Annotated in this window: 7 protein-coding genes; 3 read left to right on the top strand and 4 right to left on the bottom strand. The window is 41.3% G+C overall.

From position 1 onward, the window contains the following. From E5672_RS19945 to E5672_RS19625, 3 genes are all read left to right on the top strand, one after another. Positions 1 to 276, top strand: a 276-nt coding sequence (locus E5672_RS19945; protein ID WP_205676519.1) for a hypothetical protein, incomplete at its 5' end; no start/stop codon positions are given. Then, the gene (locus tag E5672_RS19630; RefSeq protein ID WP_136783861.1) at positions 212 to 679 is read left to right on the top strand and encodes a hypothetical protein; all 468 of its coding nucleotides are present in this window, start codon (positions 212 to 214) and stop codon (positions 677 to 679) included. The genes E5672_RS19945 and E5672_RS19630, both read left to right, overlap by 65 nt. 147 nt (positions 680 to 826) lie before the next feature. Beyond that, the gene (locus E5672_RS19625) at positions 827 to 1144 is read left to right on the top strand and encodes a hypothetical protein (protein WP_136783860.1); all 318 of its coding nucleotides are present in this window, start codon (positions 827 to 829) and stop codon (positions 1142 to 1144) included. Between the two features lie 94 nt (positions 1145 to 1238). On the opposite strand, the gene E5672_RS19620 is transcribed toward E5672_RS19625, so the two are convergent. The 4 genes from E5672_RS19620 to E5672_RS19605 all read right to left on the bottom strand — a co-directional run bounded on the left by E5672_RS19620 (position 1239) and on the right by E5672_RS19605 (position 2509). Beyond that, entirely contained in the window at positions 1239 to 1520 is a 282-nt protein-coding gene (locus E5672_RS19620) for a type II toxin-antitoxin system RelE/ParE family toxin (protein ID WP_136783859.1), read from the bottom strand. Then, the gene (locus E5672_RS19615) at positions 1517 to 1801 is read right to left on the bottom strand and encodes a type II toxin-antitoxin system TacA family antitoxin (protein WP_039220741.1); all 285 of its coding nucleotides are present in this window, start codon (positions 1799 to 1801) and stop codon (positions 1517 to 1519) included. The genes E5672_RS19620 and E5672_RS19615 overlap by 4 nt, the downstream gene beginning before the upstream one ends. 176 nt (positions 1802 to 1977) lie before the next feature. Then, positions 1978 to 2271, bottom strand: a complete 294-nt coding sequence (locus E5672_RS19610) for a type II toxin-antitoxin system RelE family toxin (RefSeq protein WP_007991254.1) — start codon at positions 2269 to 2271, stop codon at positions 1978 to 1980. Beyond that, positions 2261 to 2509, bottom strand: coding sequence for a type II toxin-antitoxin system Phd/YefM family antitoxin (locus E5672_RS19605; RefSeq protein WP_131137100.1), 249 nt, complete (start codon positions 2507 to 2509; stop codon positions 2261 to 2263). The genes E5672_RS19610 and E5672_RS19605 overlap by 11 nt, the downstream gene beginning before the upstream one ends. Positions 2510 to 2763 lie beyond the last annotated feature (254 nt).

The raw sequence follows: 2763 nt of genomic DNA, 5'->3' as shown, positions 1-2763 counted from the left end.
TATAAAAGTTCATTGAGTTTTCTCCCTTGGTTTGGTCGCCTATTAGGATTAACTCAGTTTATGCTGATAGGGAGGAGGCTCAATGATTATCAAGCCAATCAACACACTCACTTCGTTCGCTGGGACGCATACACGTGGGGCGGCTGCGCCATTATGCCCCACATGTCTGCGCCCGTTATTGGAAAGTTAGGTGACAAGGAGAATTTAGTAGATGGAACCAAATTATTCAGAGTACTCGACCTTAGAGCTAGAAGATGCTCTAGAGAATATAGATAAAGAGAGTTTCCCAGATCGAGTAGAGCGAATAAAAGTCGAAATAGCTTCGCGACAAACATCAGTGAAAAGTAGCTTAAATACAGTAAGTGATGATATTGAACCAAACGAACAATTCTTCAAATGTCCGACATGTGAAAAGAAAATAGGGTTCTTCTCTAAATCTGCTAATAAGTGGGGAAAGACAAAAACTTGTCCACACTGCAATGCTCCATTTGAAACAACCGTTAAGCTTAAACTATTCGCTATTGCACTTATACCAGCGCTTATTATTCACCTATTCATATTGCGCCCGCTTGTAGTTGCCTTTGGCTTACATGGGGCAATAAGCACCGGTATTATATGTGGCATTCTTTCGGTTCTTTCCATGCGTTACAGGAAAGTCCGGAGCACTAATGTCACCTAACAAAAATTAAGTCACTCACTGCGTTCGCTGGGACGCATGCACGTGGGCCGCTTCGCATTTTAGCCCACATGCCTGCGCCCCTTATTTAAAAGTTATGTGCCAAAATAAGTTAACCAAAACGTCCAAGCTTAAGTAAAAGGAATTATTATGGGTTTGAAACCGTTCCCAAATATAAAGCCCAGAAACCTAGGTTTATTGTTATTTATTGCTCGTGTGCTCACTTATTTCGGGGTTGTATTAATTGGTGTAGCAATAGCGTTAATTGCAGGCACGCTCTTTACTTATTTTTTTCCAACACCACCCGTAAGCGGCAGTACAGAGACTTATCGTATAGGTCTTGGTGGAATTAAAGCCGGTTTTCTTATCATTGCTGTAGGCCTTTTTGCCATTGTTTTGTCAAACATTTTCGCGGCAATTGTGTCTTGGGAAAGCTCGCTTTCAGGCAAGGAGCATAATGGCACGTAACAAAAATTAAGCCACTCACTTCGTTCGCTGGGACGCATATATACGGGGCGGCTTCGCCATTATGCCCCACATGTCTGCGCCCCTTATTTAAAAGTTAGTTGCCTACAGGAAATTTTTGCTTTTGGTGTAAAACTCGAAGAATGTGAATAATGTCGTCTTTTATAAAATATGAAACAATCATTGAAACCTCTGGAATTATTAACAGTCTTCCCGGTATACCCTCTCTCTCCACTCCCATAAGAGGTTGCTGGTTCAAGTTTTCAACTTTCTTCTCAATTATTGCATCAGTTTTTTCTGCTGCTAATGGGTTAAATTCGTATAAAAACTCGAAAATAGCCTCACGATCGTCCAACGAACTTTTTTCCCATAAGATCATTTTTTGGCTTTATTCCTAATTTTCATTTTTCGAGCTTCCATGTCCAAGTTCGCTTCTTCATGACTGACAAACTTACTTTGCCCACTCTCTAATTTACTGAACGCAGCATTAACCTCTTCAGTAAGCCACTGATCATGAGTCATTATTTTTCGTTGCTGTTCAGCGAGTTCTTCCGTAAGCTCTCTACAAGCGTCACTTAAAGTGCGTCCTTGGCTTTCGGCCATTATCTGAGCTAGCCGTTTAGTTTCTTCATCTACTCTAAACTGAATACGGGTATCCATGGTAAACTCCTTATGCAATGTACACACAAATGTTAGCACACCTATTGAATTTACGGCAACTAACAAACGCATTAACTCGGTCGCTGGCGCTCCTTGGGACAAAAACACGTAGGCTCCCTGCGCTTCGCTTGGTATTGTAGCCTACGTATTTTGCCCGTTATGCGGGCGTTAAACCCTTATTCAGCATCAAGTCTCTTTAACGCTTTTTTGTAAGCCTCATTTCTCTCGCGTTTTCCCACTGCTAGCACTGTAACTACAACTACGTCATCAAGTACCTGATACACCAACCTATATCCTGATTGACGTAATTTTATTTTATAAACATTATCGGCACCTAACACTCTATCTGGGGCTACGTGCGGTGTTTTTAATCTCTCTGCTAACTTCTTTTTCAATTGTTGCTGCAAAGTGCTACCTAGTTTATTCCATTCTTTTAGGGCGCTTCTTTTAAACTCTAATTTATAGGTCATCCAAATTCACCGAAACGCTTTCTTCACCTTGCCTTTCACTAACAAGCTGTAGTAGTTCCAGATCCTCCAAACGATCCATCATTTTTTCGTAAATCTCAGCCGGGACACAGTAGAATGCGGGTTCATTCCTATTCAATATAGCGACAGGATCGCCATATGCACTGCTCGCAACTTTCATAGGGTTTGCTTTTAGTTCTGTAATACTTGCAGCAACTTCCGCCAAAACTCTCGCCGCCATAACGGTCTCCTAAAAGGTCTTTAATTAGGTCATTTTAGGCTATCATTGTTGGTTTAACAAGCGCATAAACTCGCTCACTACGTTCGCTGGGACAAAAATACGTAGGCTCCCAGCGCTTCGCTTGGTATTGTAGCCTACATATTTTTGCCCGTTATGCGGGTGTTATATGACTGGGAGAATTTAAACAATGGATGTAATTTGGATTACGCTGGTTGTTCTCGGGTTACTTAATATATTTGTAAGTGTATTTCTCT

Origin of the sequence: Alteromonas portus (assembly GCF_005117025.1) — a bacterium.
In the GTDB taxonomy this organism is placed as follows: Bacteria; Pseudomonadota; Gammaproteobacteria; order Enterobacterales; family Alteromonadaceae; genus Alteromonas; species Alteromonas portus.
This window is presented reverse-complemented; position numbering and strand designations above follow the sequence as displayed.